At 74.6% G+C, this 21,636-nt stretch carries 18 protein-coding genes and 1 riboswitch; of the genes, 13 read left to right on the top strand and 5 right to left on the bottom strand.

Translation table 11 applies throughout. From position 1 onward, the window contains the following. On the top strand, positions 1-477 hold a 477-nt coding region (locus FMEAI12_RS10890; protein WP_200835250.1), incomplete at its 5' end, for a 2-phosphosulfolactate phosphatase. On the opposite strand, the gene FMEAI12_RS10885 is transcribed toward FMEAI12_RS10890, so the two are convergent. The 3 genes from FMEAI12_RS10885 to FMEAI12_RS10875 all read right to left on the bottom strand — a co-directional run bounded on the left by FMEAI12_RS10885 (position 465) and on the right by FMEAI12_RS10875 (position 3,849). Beyond that, on the bottom strand, positions 465-1,700 hold the full coding sequence (locus FMEAI12_RS10885) for a TIGR00300 family protein (RefSeq protein ID WP_112105924.1): 1,236 nt from the start codon (positions 1,698-1,700) through the stop codon (positions 465-467). The genes FMEAI12_RS10890 and FMEAI12_RS10885 overlap by 13 nt on opposite strands. Positions 1,701-1,823: 123 nt before the next feature. Continuing rightward, positions 1,824-3,038: a hypothetical protein gene (locus FMEAI12_RS10880; RefSeq protein ID WP_146776673.1), complete on the bottom strand. Its 1,215-nt coding sequence runs from the start codon at positions 3,036-3,038 to the stop codon at positions 1,824-1,826. Beyond that, positions 3,031-3,849 carry a carboxylesterase gene (locus FMEAI12_RS10875; RefSeq protein ID WP_112105922.1) on the bottom strand — a complete coding sequence of 273 codons (819 nt, stop codon included), beginning with the start codon at positions 3,847-3,849 and terminating at the stop codon, positions 3,031-3,033. The genes FMEAI12_RS10880 and FMEAI12_RS10875 overlap by 8 nt, the downstream gene beginning before the upstream one ends. A gap of 733 nt (positions 3,850-4,582) precedes the next feature. Between FMEAI12_RS10875 and FMEAI12_RS10870 the strand changes: the two genes are divergently transcribed. The 5 genes from FMEAI12_RS10870 to FMEAI12_RS10850 all read left to right on the top strand — a co-directional run bounded on the left by FMEAI12_RS10870 (position 4,583) and on the right by FMEAI12_RS10850 (position 10,190). After that, complete coding sequence (locus FMEAI12_RS10870; protein ID WP_112105921.1) at positions 4,583-5,491, top strand: 1-acyl-sn-glycerol-3-phosphate acyltransferase; 909 nt, start codon at positions 4,583-4,585, stop codon at positions 5,489-5,491. A 104-nt stretch (positions 5,492-5,595) separates the two neighbouring features. Then, positions 5,596-6,987, top strand: a complete 1,392-nt coding sequence (locus tag FMEAI12_RS10865; RefSeq protein ID WP_235013885.1) for a hypothetical protein — start codon at positions 5,596-5,598, stop codon at positions 6,985-6,987. Positions 6,988-7,044: 57 nt separating this feature from the next. Continuing rightward, positions 7,045-7,611, top strand: a complete 567-nt coding sequence (locus FMEAI12_RS10860) for a polyadenylate-specific 3'-exoribonuclease AS (protein ID WP_112105919.1) — start codon at positions 7,045-7,047, stop codon at positions 7,609-7,611. 113 nt (positions 7,612-7,724) lie between these two features. Next, a complete protein-coding gene (locus tag FMEAI12_RS10855) occupies positions 7,725-8,750 on the top strand; it encodes a 6-phosphofructokinase (protein WP_020459439.1) in 1,026 nt (341 codons plus the stop codon). A gap of 81 nt (positions 8,751-8,831) precedes the next feature. Beyond that, positions 8,832-10,190 (top strand): class II 3-deoxy-7-phosphoheptulonate synthase, encoded by a 1,359-nt coding sequence (locus FMEAI12_RS10850; RefSeq protein ID WP_112105918.1) that lies wholly within the window; start codon positions 8,832-8,834, stop codon positions 10,188-10,190. A gap of 42 nt (positions 10,191-10,232) precedes the next feature. Here the strand turns inward: FMEAI12_RS10850 and FMEAI12_RS10845 are convergent, their stop codons facing one another. Together FMEAI12_RS10845 and pknB are read right to left on the bottom strand one after the other, a co-directional pair. Beyond that, positions 10,233-12,428 carry a DUF5667 domain-containing protein gene (locus FMEAI12_RS10845; RefSeq protein WP_146776672.1) on the bottom strand — a complete coding sequence of 732 codons (2,196 nt, stop codon included), beginning with the start codon at positions 12,426-12,428 and terminating at the stop codon, positions 10,233-10,235. A 210-nt stretch (positions 12,429-12,638) separates the two neighbouring features. Further along, positions 12,639-14,615 carry a Stk1 family PASTA domain-containing Ser/Thr kinase gene (gene pknB, locus FMEAI12_RS10840; protein WP_235013884.1) on the bottom strand — a complete coding sequence of 659 codons (1,977 nt, stop codon included), beginning with the start codon at positions 14,613-14,615 and terminating at the stop codon, positions 12,639-12,641. Between the two features lie 264 nt (positions 14,616-14,879). Continuing rightward, a riboswitch (TPP riboswitch) is annotated at positions 14,880-14,994 on the top strand. Here pknB and FMEAI12_RS10835 point away from each other — a divergent pair. The 7 genes from FMEAI12_RS10835 to FMEAI12_RS10805 all read left to right on the top strand — a co-directional run bounded on the left by FMEAI12_RS10835 (position 14,989) and on the right by FMEAI12_RS10805 (position 21,593). Next, a complete protein-coding gene (locus tag FMEAI12_RS10835) occupies positions 14,989-15,876 on the top strand; it encodes a thiazole synthase (RefSeq protein ID WP_235013883.1) in 888 nt (295 codons plus the stop codon). Its footprint overlaps the riboswitch before it by 6 nt. Next, a complete protein-coding gene (gene thiH, locus FMEAI12_RS10830; RefSeq protein ID WP_112105915.1) occupies positions 15,876-17,042 on the top strand; it encodes a 2-iminoacetate synthase ThiH in 1,167 nt (388 codons plus the stop codon). The genes FMEAI12_RS10835 and thiH overlap by 1 nt, the downstream gene beginning before the upstream one ends. A gap of 117 nt (positions 17,043-17,159) precedes the next feature. Continuing rightward, complete coding sequence (locus FMEAI12_RS10825; RefSeq protein WP_112105914.1) at positions 17,160-18,464, top strand: NAD(P)/FAD-dependent oxidoreductase; 1,305 nt, start codon at positions 17,160-17,162, stop codon at positions 18,462-18,464. Positions 18,465-18,630: 166 nt separating this feature from the next. Then, a complete protein-coding gene (locus FMEAI12_RS10820; RefSeq protein ID WP_112105913.1) occupies positions 18,631-20,196 on the top strand; it encodes a Gfo/Idh/MocA family protein in 1,566 nt (521 codons plus the stop codon). Positions 20,197-20,252: 56 nt separating this feature from the next. After that, the gene (locus FMEAI12_RS10815) at positions 20,253-20,576 is read left to right on the top strand and encodes an Rv2175c family DNA-binding protein (RefSeq protein WP_041253898.1); all 324 of its coding nucleotides are present in this window, start codon (positions 20,253-20,255) and stop codon (positions 20,574-20,576) included. 59 nt (positions 20,577-20,635) lie between these two features. Beyond that, a complete protein-coding gene (gene thiS, locus FMEAI12_RS10810; protein ID WP_112105912.1) occupies positions 20,636-20,923 on the top strand; it encodes a sulfur carrier protein ThiS in 288 nt (95 codons plus the stop codon). Next, positions 20,904-21,593: a thiamine phosphate synthase gene (locus tag FMEAI12_RS10805; RefSeq protein WP_112105911.1), complete on the top strand. Its 690-nt coding sequence runs from the start codon at positions 20,904-20,906 to the stop codon at positions 21,591-21,593. The genes thiS and FMEAI12_RS10805 overlap by 20 nt, the downstream gene beginning before the upstream one ends. Positions 21,594-21,636: the final 43 nt, after the last annotated feature.

The following is a 21,636-nucleotide window of genomic DNA, read 5'->3' as shown; positions in this document are numbered from 1 at the left end:
GAGGGGGAGGGGGAGGATCCGGCAACGCCGTGGTCCCTGTCGCCCACCGACCTCGCCCACATTCCAGCCGGCACCCGTCTGGTCCTGCCCTCGCCGAACGGCGCCGCTCTGCCAGCCGCAGCAGCCGACATCGGGGCGACCCTGATCGCTGGATGCCTGCGCAACGCGGCGGCGGTGGGTAACCTGCTCGCGGACGAAGTCGCCGCAGGCCGGTACATCGCGGTCATCGCCAGTGCCGTCGACGCGGGTGCGCTGCCCCGATCACGGGTCTCCCCGGAGGCCCGAGCTGCCATGGCCGCCTTCCGTTCGGCCGAGCCCGACCTTCACGACGAGCTACGTGGGTCCGTCTCCGGGCGGGAGCTGTTGAACCTGGGCTGGGACGACGACGTCGCATCCGCCGCGCAGCTCAACGCCGACCCGATCGTGCCCGTTCTGCACAGCGGCGCGTTCTCGTCCTCCGCGGATCAGGTCTGGTAGTCGGGGACGAGCTCGGTCGCGAGCTGCTCGAGGAACAGCCCGGCGTCTGCGACGACTCCGAGGGCCTGGGCCGAGGTGCGGTCGGTGAGGCCGGAGACGATCGACGGGTTCGTGTCGACGCAGGCCACCGGGACCGACGCCGGCAGGATGTTGCCGGTCGCGACCGAGTGCAGGGTGGTCGCGACCATCACCGTGAAGCCGACGCCGCGCAGCGCGGCCCGCATCGCCCGCTGCCCGGCGACGACGTCGGTGTGGACGTCGGGCAGCGGGCCGTCGTCGCGGACCGAGCCGACGAGGACGAACGACTTGCCGGCCTTCACCATCGCGTGCATGACACCCTTGGTGACCAGGCCGGACTCGACCGCGGCCCGGATCGACCCGGCCCGGCGGATCGTGTTGACGGTGCGGATGTGCTGCTCGTTGCCACGCTGCACCCGCCGGCTGTGCGGCGAGCCCAGGCCCAGCGCGCTGCCGAACAGGGCGCGCTCGAGGTCGAGGGTGGCCAGCGCGTTCCCGCCGAACAGCACGTCGACGTAGCCCGCCTCGACCAGGGCGGTCAGCGCGCGGGAGGCGCCGGTGCTGACCACCGCGCGCCCGGCCACCCACAGCACCTGGTAGCCCTCGGCCTTGACCTCGCGGATCTGGCGGGCGATCGCCTTGACCAGGACGGCCTGCGGCTGGGCCGCGGTGGAGCTGAACGTCGACATCGACGCGAACTCGCCGTGCAGCCGGGTCGAGTGGTCCGAGACGGGCAGGACGACCTTGACCCCGTCGATGCCACAGACGATCACGTCGCCGGCGCGGACGTCGGCCACCGGGACGGTGCGCACCCGGCCGCCGGAGACGATCAGCCCACAGTCCATCTCCGGGTGCTCGACAGGCACCCACTGCCCGTCGAGGTGCACGACGGTCTCCAGGTTCGTCGTCGAGTAGAAGTCCTCCGGGAAGACGCCGTCCGCGTCGGCCACGCACATCCGCGCCTCGCCGGGGACGAGCTTGTTCACCCCGTGCACCTGCACCCGCATCAGGATCCGGGCCAGCCTGGACGCCGACTCCGCCCCGACCGTGACCACGGCGTGCGACTCGTCGTCGTGGGTCCGGCCGAGGTCGATCTTGTCGACCCGGTAGTCACCGCCGTAGGCCAGGACGTCGTCCAGCACCCGCGCCAGCACACCGGTGTCCATCAGGTGCCCGTGCACCTCGACCTGCTCGTGGAAACGCACGCCGCCGTCCTTCCGCCGTCATCTGTCGGTCGCCGTACCCGACGCCGCGCCGGCAGGTCGGGCTGGTTGGAGCAACGCCGACGGACCGGACGCGCCCCAGGCGCGTCCGGTCCGTCGGCGCGATCAGACGACCGCGCCGTCGTCCGGTCCGTCGAAGTCCGTCGGCGGCCGGTCGCCCATGCGGGCCACGAGCGTCCCGACGCCTCCGAGAATGAGCAGGACGCCCGCGACGTCCTGGGAACGTGAATGGTTGAGCCCGATCAGGGTCGGGACCACCAGGATCGCGACGCCGAGCGCGATGGAGCCCAGCGCCCAGCGGGTGACCGGCCGCAGCTTCGGGACCGGCGGTGGTGGCGGCGGCACGTAGTGATCGTCGTCGTCCGCGCCCGGATACTCGGGAGCGTCGCGACCCGCGGTGCCGAAGGCGGCCCGCACGGCGGCGTCGAGCCCCGCGATGCCGTCGAGCGGGGAGCGGTTGTCCCGCCCGCGGCTGTTTCCCGCGCGGTCCGCTTCGTCGGCGGCCCCGGCCTCGCCCCGGCCGCCGCCCTGGCGGCCCGTGCCTGCGTTCCCGGCGCCCGTGCGATCGGTGCCGGTGCGATCGGTGCCGGTGCGGTCGGAACCGGTCAGGCCGGCGTTGGGGCGGTCCTCGCTCGACCCGTCGAGATCCACCGGGGCGGCGCCGTCCGTGCGGCGGCCGAGCGGGGACGCCGGCTCGGTGCGCTCGGTGCCCGGGTCGGTGTCGTCGCCGGCGAGGTGGCGCCCGTCCGGCGGCATGCCGTCGGGCTGCCGACCCGCGGGCCTGATGATGATGACGGACGGCCGTCGGGGCTCGTCGACGTCCTCGGCGGCCGGCCACAGCCGCTCGCCCGGCGGCGGCTCCTGGTCGAACCGGGCGATCAGCTCGAGGAAGGCCGCCTCGTCGGCGGCCGGTGAGCGGCGCTCCCGGGGGGTCCGCCGGCCCGCCGCGCCCGCCCCGTCAGCCCCGCTGTCGGTCAGGCTCGGTGAGGCGGTGTCGGCGCGCGTGGCCCCCCGGTCCGGGGAACCAGCCGTGTCCGGACCAGCCGCCTCCGGGGAACCAGCCGTATCGGGGGAACCAGCCGCCTGCGGCGAACCGGCATCCGGTGCCGTGCCGTCCTCTCGTCCCTCGCCAGAGCCGGCGGCTCCCGCTTCCGCGTTCGGCGACTCCACCGGACGGCCTGAGCCGGGGGCTCCCGCGGAGCCCGAACCACCGGCAGCCGCTTGATCCGCCGCCGCTGCCGCGGGGGGTGACGTCGGCTCGGTGGGGATCTCGTCGGGGTCAGCGTCCGGCTGCCCGAAACCCGCCGGGTTCTCAGGCATGACGGCCCGGCCTCGGCTCGGGCTGGCCGGAGCCGGCCGGCCCCGGTGTCGCGGTGACGAAGTCGATGCTCCCCTTGAAGATCGTTTCCTTGTCGTGGTCGAGGGTGGCCACGTGGTAGCTGTAGTGCAGCAGCTGTTCCTCGGCGGGCGCGGACGTGAGACCCGCGAGCAGCAGACGCCCGGACGTCGGCTCGACCACATGATCGGTCACGCTGCGGTAGGCCAGCACCGGGCACACCACCCGGCCGAGGTCCGCCAGGGTCACCGCCCACAGCTCGCGCAACGAGGCGAACGCCCTGGTCGGAACACGCGAGTAGCCGACCTCCGTCGCGGCGGGATCACGGATGTCGTTCGCGACCCCGGGCACCGTCGGCAGGATCCGCCACAGCAGCGGCGCCAGCGCGGCCGTCCGCCGGTCCGTGCCGAGGCTGGCGTTGACGGTGACCGCTCCCGCGACCTTGTCGCCGTGCTCCTCGGCGAGGCGCAGCGTGAGCGTCCCGCCCATCGACAGGCCCATGACGAAGACCCGGTCGCAGGAGGCGCTCAACCGGCCGAAGGCCGCGTCGGCGGCGCCGTACCAGTCCTGCCAGGTCGTGCCGGCCATGTCCTGCCACCGGGTGCCGTGCCCGGGCAGCCGCGGGCAGCTCACGCGCAGGCCGGCCGCGGCGAGGTGGTCCCCCCACAGTCGCATGCTCTGCGGCGAGCCGGTGAAGCCGTGGACGAGCAGCACGCCCACGCCGTCGACACCGCCGCCGTCGAGATCGAAGGGCTCGGCGCCGGGCAGGATCGCCGGCTCCGGGACTCCCGCCATGGTGATCCGCTCCCTCCGCGTCGAGCGCCCGCGACGCGCCCGCCGCGGTTCATGACGTGGGCGCCTCCGTGACCGTGCGTGCGCCGGCTGGCGTCGACCGCCGGCCCGCATCGCCTGTCGGCCCGCATCGCCTGTCGGCCGGCAGCGACCGCCGGTCACCCGACTGTCACCTGCCGTCCGTCGCCGTGCTGGGAAACGACGCCGACCTTCGCATGCTCGCACGCCCCGGGCCGACTGGCCATGGCCGTGTGCCTTTCCATCATCCTGGACGAACCGGTCGTTGCCGGAGTGTGTTCCCTCCGGTGCGCTCTGCGTGCTCCCGGCGCGTTCCCGCTGGCACCGGCCGGCAGGATGTCGGCGGGACGTCTCCGCGATGTCGGCGGGATGTCGGGGTACGGGATGTCGGGTGAGGCCGGTGGGATCGATGGAGGTCCGCCCGCCCGGCGTGGGCCGGGCCGGCTCTCGCCGTGGCCCGCGGCGGGCCCGCTCCCGGCTCACCGGGCCCGCGCCGGACAATGACACACCGACGTCTGTGCCGCGTGGGTGGACGACGTCGTGAGGGGTCCATATGGTCACCCCGGGCAACCCGTTCATGTCCGATCCCCGTCCCGGGGTCGTGGCGCTCGCCCTGACTCACCGTGTCGGGCACGCGTCCGGCCGTCGGGTGGGTTCGGGCGCGGACGTCCGGGAATGCCGCCAGAGGGCGGTAGGTGCGACGAAGCGGGGAGCTTGCGTGTTGTACTGGGTCGTCAAGGCCATCCTGACGCCGATCCTGCGGGTGTTCTGGCGTCCGTGGGTCGAGGGTCTCGAACACGTGCCCGCGCGTGGGCCGGTGATCCTGGCGAGCAACCACCTGAGCTTCCTCGACTCCTTCTTCCTGCCGCTGGTCGTGCCGCGGCGGATCACCTTCCTCGCGAAGAGTGACTACTTCACCGGTGTCGGGCTGAAGGGCTGGAGCAAGCGGAAGTTCTTCTCCGGCGTCGGCCAGGTGCCGATCGACCGCAGCGGCGGGAAGGCGAGCGAGGGCGCGCTGCGCACGGGCGTGCGGGTGCTCGGCAACGGCGAGCTGCTCGGCATCTACCCGGAGGGGACCCGCTCGCCCGACGGCCGGCTCTACCGCGGCAAGATCGGCGTGGCCCGGATGGCGCTGGAGGCCGGGGTGCCCGTGATCCCGGTCGCGATGATCGGCACGTTCGAGGTCCAGCCGCTGGGCCGGCTCGTCCCGCGGATCCGCCGGGTCGGCATCCGGATCGGCCGTCCGCTCGACTTCAGCCGGTACGCCGGGATGGCCGATGACCGTTTCGTGCTGCGCTCCATGACCGACGAGATCATGTACGAGCTGATGTCCCTGTCGGGCCAGGAGTACGTCGACATGTACGCGCAGCGGCGGAAGGAGGAGCTCGCCGCGGCCCGCGAGGCGCAGGCCGCCTCCGCCGCGCCGGCCGACCCGCGCCCCGAGGCCGGCACCCGCTCCGAGCCGGACCCGCGGCCCGACACCGGCTCGCGTTCCGAGACCGCCGCGCGCTCCGAGACCGGCCCGCGGTCCGAGAACGGTCCGCGTCCGCTGCAGGACCGGCGCGCGGGGGACTCTTCTCCCGGCGTACCCCCTGCCGGTGAGCCGCCGGTCCGCAGGGCGGTCTGAGCGGTTCCGCGCAGGCACGGCAAGATTGCAGGGTGCGCGGCTTTGCGGGTGGTTCGCGAAAGGGAGACGGCCGCCGGGGCGGCCGCCCGGCCAGGTGGGCGACGGTGGTGCTCACGGCCGCCCTCGTCGCCGTCCCCCTCCCGTCCTACGTCGGGATAGGCCCGTCCGGCCGGGCCGCCGCCACGACCGCGCGGGTCTCGACGTCCACCCCGGCCCAGCCGCCGGCGTCCGTGCCCGGCGGTGCCGGCGCGCCGACCGCCGTGGCCCCCCAGGTCCCGTCGGGCACCGTGACGCGCACCGGCACCCACCTCACCGACAGCGCCGGACGGGTCGTCCTGCCCCGCGGTGTCACCGTCCCGGCCGGGCGGGTCCCCACCGCCGGCGAGATCGCGCAGTGGCTCGACTTCGGCTTCACCGGCCTGCGCCTGGAGATCCCGATGACCCGTGGCGGGCTGTTCCCGCCGTCGGGCGAGGCCCCGCCACCGGGCGACCGGGAGCTGGGCGGCCTCGACCAGGCGGGCATGGTCGTCCGGGAGCTGACCGGCCGCGGGTTCACCGTGGTGCTGCGGATCGTCCCGGGCGCCGCCGGCTACACCCCCTCGGCCGCGGATCTGACGTCCGGTCTGACCCGCCTGGCCGGCCGTTTCGGCGGGGTGGCCGGGCTGATCGGCTACGAGGTGCCGGCCGGGGTCGGCTCGGCCGATCTCGCCGGCGCCGTGCGGGCCGTCGACACGAACCACACGCTCTGGGTCGAGCAGCCGGCGCCGTTCGACCCCGCGGCGCGGGTCGCGGCCGCCGAGGGGGCCGGGTACGTCACCGGCTGGGTGGACGGCTCCGCGCGCCGGGCCGCCGCGCTGGCCGACGCCGGGGACGCGTTCGGGCTTGGCTGGTTCTTCGACGGCCCGGCCGTCGAGTCCTCCGCGACCGGCATCGGGCCGGGTGAGGTGCGGGCGCTCACCGCGCCCCCGGCGGAGATCGTGCGGCCCTACCCGGCCGCCGTGGCGGGCGCGCCGGAGTCGTTCAAGCGCGACGGCGCGGGCGTCTTCCGCCTCGTCTACCAGCCGTCCCGGGCCGGCGGCGGGACGTTCGCCCCGGGCACGGCGACGGCGGTCGTCCTGCCCGCGTGGGCCTATCCGTCGGGCTACCAGGCGCGGGTCACCGGTGGCCAGGTCACCTCCCCGCCCGGAGCCGGGGTGCTGTGCGTGGTCGCGGGGGCGGGCGCGACCCGGGTCAGCGTGGAGGTGACGCCTGCCGCCGGCGCGCCGGCGCCGGTCGCGCCCACCCGTGCGGGTGCCGTCAACTGCGCCGCCGCCCCGGGAGCGGGGCCGGGGAGCGCCGGCGCGGCGGCGGGGCAGCCGCCGTCCGGGGCGCCCGCGGCGACCTCCGCGGCCGACGACTCCGACCCCGTCCTGCTCCTGCTGGTCCTTCCGCTGCTGGGCGCCGCCGCGGCGGCCGCCGTGCTCGGCCCCGTCTTCGTCCGGCTACGCCGCCGCTGACCGGCGCCGCCCCCGGCCCCTGGCCGGCGCCCCGGCCGGGCGGAGCACACTGGGGGTGTGGGCGGCCGTTTCTTCTATGACACCGAGTTCATCGAGCGCGACGACGGCGGCCATCACTGGCTCGACCTGGTCAGCATCGGGATCGTCAGCGAGGACGGGACGAGGGAGCTCTACGCCGTCTCGACGGAGTTCGACCCCTCGCACGCCGTCCCCTGGGTGCGCCGCAACGTCCTGGACCGCCTGCCATCGCCGTCCAGCCCGGCCTGGATGTCGCGGGAGCGGATCCGGGACGAGGTGGCGCAGTTCCTCACGGCGGACGGCTCGCCGGAGCTGTGGGCCTGGTACGCCGCCTACGACCACGTCGTGCTCTGCCAGCTCTTCGGGAAGATGCCCGCGCTGCCGCGCCGGTTGCCGCGGTTCACCCGAGACCTGCGCCAGCTCTGGGAGGACGTCGGCAGCCCCAGCCTGCCGCCGCCGCCGCCCGACGCGCACGACGCGCTGGCCGACGCGCGGCACAACCTGGCCCGCTGGGCCGTCCTCGCGCCGCTGCGCGCCGAGCTCGCCCCGAAGGCGCCGGGGCACTCCGCCAACCGACGGAACGATCGGTCGACGGAACGTGTTTGATTGGCCACGCCGTGTTTACGGTGAAGGGCTGGTCGGGGTCTCCGGGGAGCTAGGCTGCCGCCGGCAGATGTGCCGCAGATCGGGGGCGACTCGAACAGAGAGGGCCCTGGGGCGTGAAGATCGGTGTGCTGACCGGCGGTGGCGACTGTCCTGGTCTGAACGCGGTGATCCGTGCCGTCGTACGCAAGGGCGTCGGCGTCTACGGGCACAGCTTCGTCGGGTTCCGGGACGGCTGGCGCGGACCACTGGAGAACGACACCGTCCCGTTGGACGTGACGGCCGTGCGCGGCATCCTGCCCCGCGGCGGGACCATCCTCGGTTCCAGCCGGACGAATCCGTTCGCCTCGGCGGACGGTCCGTCCCGCATCCGGGAGACCCTTGACCGCACCGGCGTGGACGCCATCGTCGCCGTCGGCGGCGAGGACACCCTCGGCGCCGCCGCGCGCCTGCACGCCGAGGGCATCCCGGTCGTCGGGGTGCCGAAGACGATCGACAACGATCTCTCCGCGACCGACTACACGTTCGGCTTCGACACCGCGGTGAACATCGCGATGGAGGCCATCGACCGCCTGCACACGACGGCGGAGAGCCACCACCGCGTCCTCGTCGTCGAGGTGATGGGCCGCCACGCCGGGTGGATCGCCCTGCACAGCGGGATGGCGGCCGGCGCGAACGTCATCCTCATCCCCGAGCGGCCCTTCGACATCGACAAGGTCTGCGCCTTCGTCGAGCAGCGCTTCGCCACCCGCTACGCGCCGATCATCGTGGTGGCCGAGGGCGCCCGGCCGATCGCCGGCACCGCCATGGCCAGGGAGGGCGAGCTGGACGCCTTCGGTCACGTGCGCCTGCAGGGCATCTCCGGCCTGCTCGAGACCGAGATCCGCGGCCGGACGGGCCGGGAGACCCGGGCGACGGTGCTCGGCCACGTCCAGCGCGGCGGGACGCCGACCGCCTTCGACCGCTGGCTGGCCACCCGGTTCGGGCTGCACGCCGTCGACGCCGTGCACGAGGGCGACTTCGGGACGATGGTCGCCCTGCACGGCACGCGGATCGACCGGGTTCCGCTCAGCGAGGCGACCGGCGAGCTCAAGACCGTCCCCGAGCACCTCTACGGCGAGGCGGAGGTCTTCTTCGGCTGACGCACCGGTGGATGAGGGGAGCGCGACCGGCCGGCGCAAACCGCAGGAGATGTCGGCGCCGTAGCCGTACCCTGGTGACTCGTGAGCAACGACCTGGACATCTGGCGGAGCCTCCCAGCCAGGCAGCAGCCCTCCTGGCCCGACCAGGAGGAGCTGGCGGCAGCGTTCGCCGAGCTCTCGGCCCTGCCGCCGCTGGTGACCGCGCCGGAGGTGCGCTCGCTGACCGACCGTCTCGCGATGGTGGCCCGCGGCGAGGCGTTTCTGCTTCAGGGCGGTGACTGCGCGGAGACCTTCGCGGCCAACACCGCGGACAAGATCCGCGACAAGGTCAAGACCCTGCTGCAGATGGCGGTCGCCCTGACCTACGGCGCCAGCACGCCGGTGGTCAAGGTGGCCCGCATCGCCGGCCAGTACGCCAAGCCGCGCTCGGCCGACATCGAGGCCTCGACCGGGCTGCCCTCCTACCGGGGCGACGCGGTGAACGACATCGCGCCGAACGCGCAGGCCCGCCGTCCGAACCCGAAGCGGATGGTCGACGCCTACCACCAGAGCGCCGTCGCGCTGAACCTGGTGCGGGCGTTCGCGACCGGCGGCTTCGCGGACCTGCACAAGGTTCACGAGTGGAACAAGGCGTTCGTGCGCGACTCGGCCGCCGGCCGCCGCTATGAGCTGATGGCCGTCGACATCGAGCGGGCGCTGGCGTTCATGGCCGCCTGCGGCATCGACCCGGACCGCACGGCGGCCCTGACCGGTGTCGAGATGTTCACCAGCCACGAGGGCCTGCTGATGGAGTACGAGCGGGCGCTCACCCGCACCGAGGAGTCGACCGGCGAGGTCTACGACCTGTCGGCGCACATGATCTGGATCGGCGAGCGCACCCGTGACCTCGACGGTGCCCACGTCGACTTCCTCTCCCGGGTCGGTAACCCGATCGGCTGCAAGATCGGCCCGACGGCGACGCCGGACGAGGTCGTGGCGCTCACCGAGCGGCTCAACCCCGACCACATCCCCGGCCGGCTGACGCTGATCGCGCGGATGGGCGCCAAGCGGGTGCGTGACGCCCTCCCACCGATCATCGACAAGGTGAACGCGGCCGGGCATCCCGTGGTGTGGTCATGCGACCCGATGCACGGCAACACCCGTGACGTCGGCGGCGTGAAGACCCGGCACTTCGACGACGTCCTCGACGAGGTCTTCGGGTTCTTCGAGGTACACAAGGGGCTCGGGACGCACCCCGGTGGCCTGCACATCGAGCTGACCGGCGAGAACGTCACCGAGTGCCTCGGCGGCGCGGAGATGATCGGCGAGGCCGACCTCGGTGGCCGCTACGAGACGGCCTGCGATCCGCGGCTGAACACCGGCCAGGCGCTCGAGCTGGCCTTCCTGGTGGCCGAGTCGCTGCAGCAGGCCCGCGTGGAGCGCGACACACACACCCACTGACCGGTGTCCCGCCCGCCCCTGGCACAGGCCCGGGGCGGGCGGTCACGGCTGCCCGGCCGGCGCGTTCCCTCCGGTGACGTCCTCGGTGGCCTCGGTCGTCGGGGTGGCTGCCGCGCTCGCTGTGGTCTTCGGGGTGACCGCGGTTCCGCCGGTCGGTGGCGTCGTGTTGGTCGGCGTCGTCCCGGCGGTCGGGGCCGTCTTTCCGTTCGGGGCTGTCTCGGGGCTGGGTGGTTCCGCGCTGTCCGGGGCGGCCTCGGCCGCCCACTCCCCGAAGACGGCCTTCTCCGCCAGCGGGTCGTCCGACGCCGCCGGTGACGGCTGAGCGACGGGGGACACCTCGGGCCGCGGACCGTCCGACCACGAACCGTCCGCCGGAGTCTGCTCGGCCCCGCCACCGGCGGGATCGTCGACCGCGGGGTCACCGGCGGGGCCGTCGCCGGGGCCGACCGCCTTCGCGGGCGCGTCGAACGTCTCGAGGACGTCCGGCGGCGTCGTGGGGGAGGACTGTGCCGACGTGCCGCCGCCGGGATGCCCGCCCGTCGGCGGCGGTGCCGACGGCTCTGGTTCCAGAACAAGCGGGAGATCGGGTGCCGACCGGTCCGCCGGCGGGGCGCCCGGATCTCCGGGAACCGTGCCGGGCGGCGGCGATGCGGGCGTGGGTGTCGACGCCTGCCCGGATGCCGCTGGCTGGACAGGTGCCGACGGCTTGTCGGACGTCGATGGCTGGTCAGGTGTCAGTGACTGTGCCGGTGTGAGGAAGGGTAGGCCGGGGAGGAACCCGCCGGCCATGCCGCCGATCGCCGCGGGGACGGTCGGCACGGGCGCCGTAGCCCGCGGCCCGGTGGACTGTCGCTGGAAGTCGCCGCGCTCAGTGACCGTCGGGCTGGTCATCCCGTCGGCCGAACGTGCCCGGCTGGTCGGGTCAGGTGAGGTGCCGCCGCTCGCCGTCCCGGCCGTCGTGCCGCCGCGCCCCGCCGCGGTGCCGGCCCCGGACGGCCCGTCGGCCTCCGGGGCGGTGACGGCCAGCGTCGAGTCGACGTCGTGGATGATCCGCCGAGCCTTGTGCGCGCCGGATACCGAGCCGGTCGGCAGCGCGTCGAACAGCGCCTCGAGGCGCGTCGACTGGTCCGCGGCGAACTCGTTCAGGGTCGCCCGGGCGTCGCGGCTGCCCGCGAGCGCCTCCTCGATCAGGACCGCGCTCCCCGCCCCGGCCTCGTCGCACCAGTCGCGCAGCAGCCTGGTCACCGTGCCGATGTCCCCGTCCGCGGCCGGACGCCCCCCGGGCGCCGCGTGGCTCGGGGAGGAAACGGCCGGATCGGGGGTCGCGGCGCCCGCCGGCACCGATCCGCCCGTTCGCACCAGGCCGCCCGCGACCGGGTCGCCCGTCTGCTCTGGCGCCGCCTCTGTCGGCGGTACCCCGGCAGATCCGGGGCCGGGGGTCGTTGCTGGAAGTGGCTGGCCCGAGGGCGATGCGGCGGCACCGCCGCCGGCCGGGTCGCCGTTGGCTGCGTCGCCGTCAGTCGGGCCGCCGTCAGTCGGGCCGCCGTCAGTCGGGCCGCCGTCAGTCGGGCCGAGGCCAGCCGTGGTTCCGCCGGTGGCGGGGGAGTCGGTGCGCGTGCTGGCCGGTGGCCGGGCTGCCGGATGGACGACCGCGGCGAGCTCGTCCATCCGGTTCCGGGCGACGGAGAGCTGGATCTTGGCGCGATCGACGCGGTTGCCGGCCAGGCTGACCTGAATCTGCTCGACCTGCCGCTTCACTCCGTAGAGCAGCTCACCGGGCAGGGCCTGCTCGGCGCTCACGGCGACGCCCACCGTCGCGACCGAGACGGCCAGCGCCCCGACCAGGGCCGGCCGGGCGGCGCGCAACGCCTGCCGGACGCCCATCCCGCCTGGCCGGGTGACGAGCGCGGCGGGCCGAGGAACCGGTCGGGTCGGTCGGGTCGGCTGTGCCCGCCGGGTGCTCTCAGCCGCGCCGACGGTTTCCCTGCCGTTGCCCTCACCAACCTCGTGGGTGCCGCGGGCGCCGATCGGCTCGGCGAGGAGCATCGCCCGGATCTCGGCGCGGACCCGGGGGGACATCGCCGGCGCGGGCAGCGCACCGGGCAGCGCCCGCAGGGTCGCGACCGCGTGCGCCAGTTGCAGCTCGGTCTCGTCGAGGGGCTCACGCCGGCCGTCGAGCACCTCGGCGGTGCGTCCGGCCCGCCCCCCGCGCCAGCGCGGTCCGCGCCCTGCCGCCACGTCGCCCCCCGCGCTCCTCGTTCCCCTGCCCCGGCCCGCGGTCCCGGTGAAGATCGACCGTACCCGATCGTGGGTGCCGGTAACCGCGATCCCGGGCGTGTCTCGTCACGGGGACGAGTGGCCTCCTCACAGCGTGCCGCAATCGGTTCCAGGTGGAACTCACGCGGTGCCAGGTGGAACTCACACTCCGGCCCGCACCCGGCCCAGGGATCAGTTGCCTACGCGGAACTCCGTCTTGAGATGGACGGTGCTGCCCTTCTCGATCTTGCGGCCGGCCTTGGGGCTCTGCCCCGTGACCCGCTCCGCGAACCAGTTCGACCGGTCGGCGTTGAGCCCGAGGCGGTTGAGGATGCGCTCGGCGTCCGGCCAGGACTTGCCCACCACGTTCGGGACCGTGACCATGACGCCGCTGCCGTCGCCGTCGCCGTCGCCGTCGCCGCCGTCGTCGTCGGCCTCCTGGGCGACGAAGAGCGTCACCGCCCCGCCGGCGTTCACCCGCTGGCCGGGATCGGGCGACGAGCGGACCACATGACCGGGATCCACGCTGTCACTGGCGACATTGCTCTGCTGGACCGTGAGGTTGAGGTTCAGCGAGTCGAGGCGCGCCTTGGCCTCGTCGAAGGTCATCCCGATGATGTCGCTGGGGACGGCGACCGAGGACGGCCCGCTGCTGAGTACGAGCTTCACCGACGTGCTCGGGTCGACGACCGCCCCGGCCGCGGGCTCGGTGCGGACGACCTGGCCCTGCGGCACCGTGTCGCTCGCCTCGCTGCTGCGCCCGCCGTCCGCCAGCTTCGCCTCGGTCAGCTTCGGCAGTGCCTGGTCGACGGTCAGGCCGGCGAGGTCCGGCACGGTGGCCTTGGGGACGCCGGAGCTCAGCCGCAGCGTCACGACGGCGCCGTCGCTGACCGCGGCGCCATCCTTCGGGTCCTGCTCGACGACGTGCCCCTGCGGGATCTGGGCGCTGGCGATCTCCGCGCCGTAGGTGAAAGCCAGGCCGGCGTCGCGCAGGTCCTGCTCGGCGTCCGCCTTGGCCAGGCCGATCAGCTTTGGTACCTCGGGCTTCCCGCCGCCGACGAGCGACCGCAGCATGAGCACCCCGAGCACGAGGCACACGACGACCACCGCGGCGATGACGGCGGGGCCGACCGGCAGCCGCGAGCCGGGCCCCGTCCGCTGCGCCCGCCGCCGCCCGCCCGAGGACGAGCCGGAGCCCGTGCCCAGCATGCTGGTCGGGGCGACCTGCGGCCCGGCGGGCGGCCGGGGCGGGGCCGGACGCGGCGGCGCCGCCAGCGGGCCGGTGAAGCCGGAGTGGTACTCCTCCCCGGCGTCCGGCGCCGGAAGGTAGGGCAGGATCGCGCGCAGCTCGGCCAGCAGCGCGGCGCCGTCGGCCGGCCGGTGGTTCGGGTCGCGGGCGGTGGCCCGCAGCGTCAGCGCGTCCAGCTCGGCGGGGACGTCCGGCACGACCGTGGACGGCGCCGGCACGTCACCGTGCACCGACTGGTAGGCGACCGACATCGGCGTCTCACCGGTGTGCGGCAGGTTGCCGGTGATCATCTCGAACAGCATCACGCCGGCCGCGTAGACGTCGCTGCGCATGCCCGCGGTGCCGTGCGTGACCTGCTCGGGGGCCAGGTAGCCGACCGTCCCCATCACCACTCCGCCGGTGAGGGCCGCCGTGGGATTGGTGACCGGCCGGGCCAGGCCGAAGTCGGCGACCTTCACCCGGCCGTCGTCACCGAGCAGGATGTTCTCCGGCTTGATGTCGCGGTGGATGATGCCGGCCGCGTGCGCCGCGGCGAGCGCCTCGGCCACCGGCTCGAAGATCTCGACGACCTCGGCGACGGTGAGCCGCCCGCGCATCCCCAGGTGCTGGCGCAGCGAGCGCCCGCGGACCAGCTCCATCACCAGGTAGTGCAGGACACCGGCCGGGCTGGTGTCGGACCCCTGGTCGAGGATCGAGACGGCGCACGGCGTGTTCAGCCGCGCGACCGCGTTCGCCTCCCGGTGGAACCTGGCCACGAACTCCGGATCGTGGCTGAGGTTCGGATGCATGATCTTGAGGGCGACGAACCGGTCGAGCCGGTTGTCATGGGCGACGTACACCGTCGCCATCCCGCCGACGGCGAGCCGCTCCTGGGCGGTGTACCGCCCGTCCAGGAGACGACCTATGACGGGGTCGGCCACGGTGGAATCCACATGCACAGTTTACGATCGGCCGCCCGATCGGCCAGACAGTGGTCTTACTGCGCATTTGGCCGTGAGATGTACCCGAACGGGCGGGATGTTCGTCACAAAATCTGGAATTCGATCCGCGTGCTCGATCTCGGGCCCGCTCGGCGGGAGCCCGGTCGATCCCGGCCCGGGTGAGCTCCCGGACGCCGTACCGGGACGCGTTGTCTGTCCGGGTTCGCCGGAGCCGCTGGTCCGCCGCGCGCGGCGGCTTAGACTGTGGCGTGACCGGGGAGCCCGCGGACGCGGGCTGAGAGGCCGGCCAGCATGCCGCCGGCGACCCGCATAACCCGATCGCGGTCATGCGCGCGTGGGGAGGAACCATCTGATGACACAGCGGGTCACCGAGGTCCGACGCGAGCCGGACAACTCCGACCATCCGGAGTCCGACCATTCGGAGCGCGGTCATCCCGACCCGTTCCGGATCGCCGGCACCGTCTACGCCAGCCGGCTCCTCGTCGGCACCGGCAAGTTCGCGAGCCATCCGGTCATGCGCGACAGCCTGGTCGCCTCGGGGGCGGACATCGTCACCGTCGCCCTGCGCCGGGTCGACCTGAGCCGCGCGGGGGAGGGCGACGTGCTCGACTTCGTCCCGGCCGGCATGACGCTGCTGCCGAACACCTCCGGCGCGCAGGACGCGGCCGAGGCGCTGCGGCTGGCCCGGCTCGGTCGCGCGGCGACCGGGACGTCCCTGGTGAAGCTCGAGGTCACGCCGGATCCGCGCACCCTCGCGCCGGACCCGATCGAGACGCTGCGCGCCGCCGAGCTGATGGTCGCCGACGGGTTCACCGTGCTCCCGTACTGCTCGGCCGACCCGGTGCTGGCACGCCGGCTCGAGGAGGCCGGCTGCGCCACGGTGATGCCGCTGGGCAGCTGGATCGGTTCCAACCGCGGCCTGCGCACCCGCGACGCGATCGAGGCGATCGTGGAGACCGCCGGGGTCCCGGTGGTGGTGGACGCCGGCATCGGCGCGCCCTCCGACGCCGCCGAGGCGATGGAGATCGGGGCGGACGCGGTGCTCGTCAACACGGCGATCGCGATCGCCGCCGACCCGGTCGCGATGGCCCGGGCCTTCGCGCTCGCGACCACCGCCGGGCGGATGGCCCACCTCGCCGGCAGGCCGCGGGCGGGCAGCGCCACCGTGGCCGAGGCGTCCTCTCCGCTCACCGGTTTCCTGGGCGCGGTGCCCGGCGGTCTGCCCGGCGGGGCCGGCTGATGGCCAGCCCGGCAGGGCTGTTCGCCCGCGAGCTCGCCGCGCTCGACATCCCGGCGCTCGCCCGTGTCTCGGTCGAGGCCGACGAGGCGAGGGTCGACGCCGTCCTGCGCCGGGCCGTCGCCGCCGGGCGGCCCGACGCCGGCGGCCGGCTGGACATCGCCGACCTCGCCGTCCTGCTGTCGCCGGCCGCGACCGGGCGGCTGGAGGAGCTGGCGCAGGCGGCACGGGAGACGACGCTGCGCCGGTTCGGCCGGGCGGTGCGGCTGTTCGCCCCGCTGTACGTGTCGAACGCCTGCCTGTCGTCCTGCACCTACTGCGGGTTCGCCAAGGGGCTGGAGGTGGCCCGGCGCACCCTGACGGTCGACGAGGCCGAGGCCGAGGCGCGCCTGCTGGCCGACCGCGGCTTCCGGCACATCCTGCTGGTCTCCGGGGAGCACCGCGTCGAGGTCTCCGCCGGGTACCTGGTGGACGTCGTCGAGCGGCTGCGACCGTTCGTCCCCTCGATCTCGGTGGAGACCCAGACCTGGTCGGACGACACCTACAGCCGGCTGGTCGCGGCCGGGCTCGACGGCGTCGTCCACTACCAGGAGACCTACGACCGGGAGCGCTACGCGCAGGTGCACGTGGCCGGGTGGAAGCGCGACTACGACCGCCGGCTGTCCTCCTTCGAGCGGGCGGCCCGCGCCGGCGCCCGCCGCCTGGGCCTCGGCGTCCTGCTCGGCCTGGCGCCGGACTGGCGGGCCGACGTCCTCGCGCTCGCCGCGCACGCATCCTTCCTCGCCCGCCGCTTCTGGCGGACGGAGGTCTCGGTGGCGCTGCCGAGGATCAAGCCGAGCGCCAGTGGCTTCCCACCGACCGTCGTCGTCGGCGACGCCGAGTTCGTCCAGGCGCACGCGGCGCTGCGGCTGTTCGAGCCGGACGCGGCGATCTCACTGTCGACCCGCGAGCCGGCGGCCCTGCGCGACGGCCTGGTCCGCATCGCGGTGACCACGATGAGCGCGGGCTCGTCCACCGAGCCCGGCGGGTACGGCCGGCCCGGGACGGCGCAGGAGCAGTTCTCCATCTCCGACGAGCGCTCCCCGGCGGACGTCGCCGCGATGCTGGTCGGCGCCGGCTACGAGCCCGTGTGGAAGGACGCCTTCCCGCTGGTCGACGCCACCGGCTGACCGGCGATCCTCCGTCGCGGCGAGTCCGCGCCGCCCGCCGTTGTGGGCAGCGCGACTAGCGGGCGACACGGGACAGACCTGCCCAGTAGCCTCTCGGCCCATGGAGCGGGTGGGCTGATGGATCGCGTCGTCGTCGTCGGTGGCGGGCTGGCCGGAGGGCGAGCGGTCGTCGAGCTCCGCGCCCAGGGCTTCGCGGGCACGATCACGTTGGTGGGCGCGGAGGAGCATCGGCCGTACGACCGGCCGCCGCTGTCGAAGGCGGTGCTGTCGGGGCGGACGGACGACACCTCGCTGCCCTTCGACCTCGACGGCGTGGAGCTCCTGCTCGGCCGGCACGCGACCGGGCTGCGCCCGGGTGTGCTGGAGACCGACGGCGGCGCCGTCGAGTTCGACGGGCTGGTGCTCGCGACCGGCGCCGCCCCGGTGCGGCTGCCCGGCCCCGGCGAGCAGCGGGTGCTGCGCACCATCGACGACGCCCTCGCGCTGCGCGAGGCGCTGACCCCGGGTATCCGGCTGGCCATCGTCGGCGCGGGCTGGATCGGCGCCGAGGTCGCCACGCACGCGGCGTCCGCCGGCGCGGCCGTGACCGTCGTCGAGGCCGGCTCCGCGCCGCTGCTCGCGCTGGGTGCCGAGATCGGCGGGTACACGGTCCCCTGGTACGCCAAGGTGGGGATCGACCTGCGGCTCGGTGCCGCGGTCGACGAGATCCGGGCGGACGGGCTCGCGCTGGCCGGGGGCGAGTTCGTGCCTGCCGACGTGGTGGTCGTGGGAGTCGGCGTCCGCCCGGACGTCGCCTGGCTGGAGTCGTCGGGTCTGCCGCTGGACCGCGGCGTCGTCGTCGACGAATGGCTGTCGGCGGTGCCCGGCGCCAGGGCGGCCGACGCCGGCGGGCCGGGCACGGCCGACGGGGCCGGCGGCTACCGGCCGGATTCGGTCGTCGCGGTGGGGGACTGCGCCGCGTGGTGGTCCCGGCGCTACGACCGCCGGTTGCGCGTCGAGCACTGGGAATGCGCCCAGGAGTCGCCGCGGGTCGCCGTGGCCACCCTGCTGCGTTCGCTGGCCGGCGGTGACGGGCCGGCGCAGGCCGGCGACCAGGCCGAGATCTACGATCCCGTCCCGTACTTCTGGTCGCAGCAGTTCGGGCGCATGATCCAGTTCGCCGGGATGCCCGGCGCGGACAGCACGCTGGTGCTGCGGGGGGATCCGACCGCCGTCGCGCCGGAGGGCGCGAAGCGGGCGCCGGGCTGGTCGGCGGGCTGGTTCGCCCCGGACGGCGAGCTGGTCGCTCTGGTGACCGTCGCCCGACCACTGGACATGGTCGCCGGCCGGCGGATGCTGCTCGCCGGCGTGGCGCCGGACGCCGAGCGGTTCGCGGACCCCGCGGTCGCGCTGAAGGAGCTCCAGCCCGCGCAGCCGGTGTGAGACGGGCGCCGCCGGCCGCTCCGAGCGGCCGGCGGTCTTTGCCATGCCCGCAGTTGACTACTTTCCGTAAAAGTATTGTTTACTTTTTGTCGTGGAGTGCGTGGCGTGCTCGCGTGTCGTGAACCCACTGTTCCCGTCCGGGTGGGTTCTGACTAAAGTGCCCCCCGTGCCACGCATTCACCTGGTGTCGAACCTTCCCGGCGTGAATGCGCTCGGTGATCATCTACGGGCCGCCGGGCTCGGGCCGACGTCGGCCCGCTCGGCCGACGCGCTGCTCGTCCTCATCGACCGCCCGCTCGACCACGTCGAGCAGGAGCTGCTCGACCGGGCCCGGCAGTCCGTGCCCGTCCTGCTGGCCGGGCCGACCGTCCGGTCGCTGTCGCCGGACAGCCCGCTCATCGACGCCTCCGGGCTCACCCCCGGCCGGGTGACGCCCCTCTACGACCTGCCGCTGATCCCCGGTCCGGACGGCGCCGCCGTGGCCGCCCGCCTCGGGGACTTCCGGCCCCGGGAGTCCTGGGTCATCCCGGAGAAGGTGGCCGAGGACGTCGAACGGCTGCTCATGGTGCGCCACGAGATGGGGGAGCACCCGATCTGCACCTGGCGGCCGTCCACCGGCCTGGGCATCTTCACCCTCGGGGCCGGCGAGGAACTGCTCGCCGATCCCCGCTACCAGCGGCTCGTCGGCCGCTGGCTGCGCCACGCGCTCGGCGTGACCGACGCCGGGCCGGTCAAGGTCGGGCTCATCGGCGCCCCGGACGTCTTCGGCGTGCACATCGACGCCGTCGACGCCGTCGAGGGCCTGGAGCTGGCCGCCCTCTGCGACGGCGGGATGGCCCGCCCGCCCGGCCAGGACACCGACCGGCCGGCCCGCCGGGTCGACGACCCCGACGACCTGGTCAACGACCCCGAGCTCAACCTGGTGATCGTCGCGACCCCCACCCACACCCATGTCGAGTGGGCCCGCCGCGCGCTCGAGGCCGGCAAGCAGGTGGTCGTGCACGCCCCGATGTGCCTGTCGACCCACGAGGTGGACGAGCTGACCGAGCTCGCCCAGAGCCGCTCGCTGCTGCTCGCCGTCTACCCCGACGGCCGGGACGACCCAGGTCACCGGGCGATGCGCACGGCCGTGCACCGCGGGGACGTCGGCGAGGTGATGTGGATCGACGTCTTCTCCGGTGGCCTGCGGCGGCCCACCGGCACCTGGCACGACGACGAGCGGATCAGCGGCGGGCTGATCTTCGACCGGGGCGCCGTGCAGCTCGGCCGCGTCCTCGATCTCGTCGACGACCAGGTCGAGTGGGTCAGCGCCTTCGGGCACAAGCGGGTGTGGCACCACGTCACGAACGCCGACCACGCCCGGGTGCTCCTCCACTTCGCCGGCGGCTGCGAGGCCCAGGTGACGATCTCGGACGTGGCCGCCGCCGCGCGGCCCGGCACCCAGGTGCTTGGCAGCATCGGCTCGTTGCTCGCCCGCGACGCCCGCGACGCCCGCGACGGCCACGGCGGGGCGCCGCGGTCACCGCGGCTGCTCGCCCACGACGGGACGCGCACCGCGCTGTCGACCGGGCCGCACGACGCCACGAGGTTCCATCGCGAGCTCGCGGACTGCCTGGTCGCCGGCTGGCCACTGGCCGAGCAGCAGCCGGAGGACGCCCGCCGGCTGGTCGCGGTGCTCGAGGCGGCCCGCAGGTCGGCGGCGGCCGGCGGCGCGCAGATGGCGCCCGGCTGACCAGCCCGGCGCAGGGGTCAAAGCAAACCGGAACGCAACGGTGTTTACTGTTGACCATGGATTGGCTGAACGTGCCCGACGTGGCCGAGAGTCTGGGAGTGCCCGTCACCCGGGTGCGCCAGATGGTGCGCGACCGCACCCTTCTGGCCCGGCGGGTGGACGGCGTGCTCAAGGTGCCCGCGGCGTTCATCCAGGACGGCGCGGTGGTCAAGGGCCTGCCCGGGTTGCTCACGCTGCTCTTCGACGCCGGCTACAACGACGACGAGGCCCTCGACTGGCTGTTCCGGGAGGATCCGAGCCTGCCGGGCACCCCGGTTCAGGCGCTGGCCGAGAACCGCGGCAAAGAGGTCAGGCGGCGCGCGCAGGCGCTGGGGTTCTGACCGGGCCGGCCCGCCGAACCCGCCCGGCCAGGGGCGCCCGCTCCCGTAGGGTCGGGTGCATGGCCGATCGTCCGAACCGGGCGGAGCTCGATCCGTCCCCGGGACCAGCAGCCGTCAGCACCGCCCCGGCCGGTGGCCCGGGCGTCGCGCGGATCGTCGTCAACGGGCAGCCGCGGGAGGTGCCCGCCGGGCTCGCCCTGCCGGACCTGCTCGTCCAGCTCGGGCTGCGGCCCGGCTCGGTGGTCGTGGAACTGCGCGGCACCGCACTCACCCCGTCGGAGATGCCTTCGGTCCACCTGGCCGACGGCGACACCCTGGAGATCGTCCGTGCCGTCGCCGGGGGCTGAGTCGCTGCGCGCGCGTCGGATGGCCCGCCTCCTCGACGCCCGCCTCTACCTGTGCACCGCGCGTCGCGGCGACGAGGGAAGCTTCCTCGAGGACGTGCTCGGCCTGCCGGGCGCGCCCGCCGTCGACCTCGTCCAGCTCCGGGAGAAGGGGCTGGAGTGGCGCGAGGAGCTCGCCGGGCTGGCCCGGATGCGGGAGGCCGCGGACCGGGTCGGTGCCCTGGTCAGCGCCAACGACCGGGCCGACGTCGCCGCCTTCGCGGGCGTCGACATCCTGCATGTGGGGCAGGATGACATCCCGCCGCGGCTGGCGCGGACCATCGTCGGGGCGGACGCGCTCATCGGGCTGTCCACGCACGATCCCGAGCAGTTCCTGGCCGCGCTCGCGGACCCGGACGTCGACTACGTGTGCGTCGGCCCGGTGCACGCCACGCCGACCAAGGAGGGCCGTCCACCGGTCGGGATGGGCCTGCCGCGGCTCGCCGCGCGGCACGCCCCGCCGTTCGAGCCGGGGGCCAAACCCTGGTTCGTCACCGGCGGTGTGGACGCGCGGACCCTGGACGCCATCCTCGAGACCGGCGCGCGCCGGGTCGTGGTGGTGCGGGGCATCACCGAGGCCGCGAATCCGGGAGCCGCCGCCACCGCGCTCGCCGAACGCCTGCGCTCGGCCTGACCGGGGGAGGGCGTCCGCGGTGAGCCGCCTCGGTCACTTCGGC

This window comes from Parafrankia sp. Ea1.12 (assembly GCF_900465275.1).
Classification (GTDB): domain Bacteria; phylum Actinomycetota; class Actinomycetes; order Frankiales; family Frankiaceae; genus Parafrankia; species Parafrankia soli.
Note: the sequence above shows the minus strand (reverse complement) of the source record. Positions and strands in the feature narration are given on the sequence as shown.

What these genes read in the sequence shown, in the direction of transcription:
- FMEAI12_RS10880 (WP_146776673.1), bottom strand. Translation starts at nt 3,038, where the DNA reads ATGCCTGAGAACCCGGCGGGTTTCGGGCAGCCGGACGCTGACCCCGAC.
- thiS (WP_112105912.1), top strand. Translation starts at nt 20,636, where the DNA reads ATGGCCGATCGTCCGAACCGGGCGGAGCTCGATCCGTCCCCGGGACCA.
- thiH (WP_112105915.1), top strand. Translation starts at nt 15,876, where the DNA reads ATGGCCAGCCCGGCAGGGCTGTTCGCCCGCGAGCTCGCCGCGCTCGAC.
- FMEAI12_RS10825 (WP_112105914.1), top strand. Translation starts at nt 17,160, where the DNA reads ATGGATCGCGTCGTCGTCGTCGGTGGCGGGCTGGCCGGAGGGCGAGCG.
- FMEAI12_RS10835 (WP_235013883.1), top strand. Translation starts at nt 14,989, where the DNA reads ATGACACAGCGGGTCACCGAGGTCCGACGCGAGCCGGACAACTCCGAC.
- FMEAI12_RS10815 (WP_041253898.1), top strand. Translation starts at nt 20,253, where the DNA reads ATGGATTGGCTGAACGTGCCCGACGTGGCCGAGAGTCTGGGAGTGCCC.
- FMEAI12_RS10875 (WP_112105922.1), bottom strand. Translation starts at nt 3,849, where the DNA reads ATGGCGGGAGTCCCGGAGCCGGCGATCCTGCCCGGCGCCGAGCCCTTC.